Here is a 2108-nt window from a genome sequence, read left to right as displayed (position 1 = left end):
ATGTTTACAATACCTGCTTGCAAGTAAAGTATAACATGGGTTATTTTTCACATTCAATCTATTTCTTACAACTGCACCGAATTTATGCGATTGTCTGCTTTGCTTTCTCAAGCATAACATCAGTCAGAAGTTCTTCCATTGTCTTTCCCTTTTCAGAAAAATGCTCTTTTACAACAATCTTTGTCTTTCCTCTGTTTCCAATGCCACACTTGTTATTTTTCTTTTGAATTGTTTTTACAGCATTATCAATAACACATACCCCCTTTCTGTAAAAATAGTTTCTAAGCAATTCAACGGCTTTTGTCATAGCCCACAGGACTTTCACCTCTGCATTATCCAATGTAGCCGTACCCATTGCGTGCGACGCTCTTAACGCTCAAGCTGAGGCTGTACGGGAGTATCATTATCAGACAGAACAGGTCATGGCGATAAAAGAGGACAAGTCTTTTACAAGAACACAGATAGGTTATCGCTCACTTTTGCAGGAGAAAGGTCATGGCGTATCTGTTTCAACGGCTCGCTGTCTGTCAAACGTATTGAATTGCTTTATTCAGTTGTCAAAGAGCGATTGAAAGAAGAAAATCATCTTTCCTATATACCGCGTTGGAAAAGAGGAGAAATGTAACTAAAATTCAAAACTTTTTCCCTTTTTCACTACTATCTGTACAGCAAACGTCCATTTGCTAAGTTGAAATAGAAAAATTTAACTTCTTTTCATGCACCATATAGGGATAGAAAATGTCATTTTGCTAAGTTGATGATGAAAAAAGAATATTTTCCTTTTCACACCCTAACTACCCAAAAGATACTGTTACTGCCAACAATAGAATGAACTATTTTCTTCACTCCATATCAGGACAGAAAAGCGTTATTTGTATCACATTTCTTAAACTTTTTTCTTTCTACGCCATATAGGGAACGGAAACCTTAAATTGTTAAGTTGAGGATAAAATAATTTTCTCTTTCCACATCAACACTCAACAGCTAATGCCTGTTTGAATACAAATCAAGAAATAAAGTGTGATTTCCTCTTTCTGCATAATACTGTCCGCTTAACTCGATTTTCCGACATTTTTTTCAAAACTTTTTTCGTCTTTCACTTCATATAGGGACAGCAAGCCAAAATTTAATGACCTATTTTCAAAAAAAGTTTAGATTTCCTGTTCTCGCACCATATCTGTACGAAAGTTGATGTTTTGTTGCAGATATTTTGAAGAAATTAAAAAATACCGTCATTCTCTTGTGGGACAGCGGTATCTATGCGTTCTTCTATGGTTGATTTTTCTAATTGTAATAAGTGTTTATGCTTATCTTTGAGTTCTGTCTGCTCAATCATATCTTTCAGTATCGTTGTATGATTTTCTCTGTCTAATGCTTGTACCATTTTTATGGTTGGTGCAACCTGTCTTTGTAACCAATGCAAAGCCTTTTGTAAAGTATAAGGTTCTGGCTTTGTAGTTAATCGTATCGGCTCTCTGTTTTCCCCTACAAACCATGCCCAATCATCATTTGTTTTCCATTGACTTTTGGGTTTATCATCTTCTCTATCTACAAAGCGGACATAATGATTGATGATAGAAAAAGCGGTGCGTTCAGCGTCCCGATAGGTCAGTAAATCTGCAACCGCATAATAGGCTCGTTCATTCTTCATGCGTATTTCAAAACGGTTCTTGATTTCTGTATCTTCAACTTCTGTGCCATTCTTGACATACTGCTCATAATTCTTCTGATAAGCACACATATATAACTCACTACTGGTTGAACCGAGATATAATGTTTCTCCTGTATTCTTTGGCAAATCGCTACCGCATTTTTCCGTACCGCTGTAATCTTTCTGCTTACGGAAGTAGGAGATACATTCACCTGCCTTGTATTTTTCTTTTAATTTGGGAATATCCAATATTCCTGCTTTATCATTGATTGCTAAATCAAGACGTTTCATCACACCGCCTGCCGTCATACAATCAAGTATGAAGTCATACCACGAGCGTTCCTGTGCCAATAGATAACTTTCCATTTGCCGACACCCTCTGCCTTTTAGTTCTAACAAAACACCTAAATGCTCTTGCATGGAACACATGATATTGATGTCGCCTAAAATATATTTA

2 protein-coding genes are annotated in these 2108 nt (G+C 36.4%); both read right to left on the bottom strand.

Annotation, left to right across the window (positions count from 1 at the left end; translation table 11 throughout):
* Positions 1 to 82: 82 nt before the first annotated feature.
* A complete protein-coding gene (locus EUBIFOR_RS03255; RefSeq protein WP_003864492.1) occupies positions 83 to 355 on the bottom strand; it encodes a hypothetical protein in 273 nt (90 codons plus the stop codon).
* A gap of 864 nt (positions 356 to 1219) precedes the next feature.
* A partial coding sequence (locus tag EUBIFOR_RS03250) for a replication initiation factor domain-containing protein (protein ID WP_003864490.1) occupies positions 1220 to 2108 on the bottom strand: 889 nt, incomplete at its 5' end.

Origin of the sequence: Holdemanella biformis DSM 3989, assembly GCF_000156655.1 — a bacterium.
Lineage (GTDB): Bacteria > Bacillota_I > Bacilli_A > Erysipelotrichales > Erysipelotrichaceae > Holdemanella > Holdemanella biformis.
This window is presented reverse-complemented; position numbering and strand designations above follow the sequence as displayed.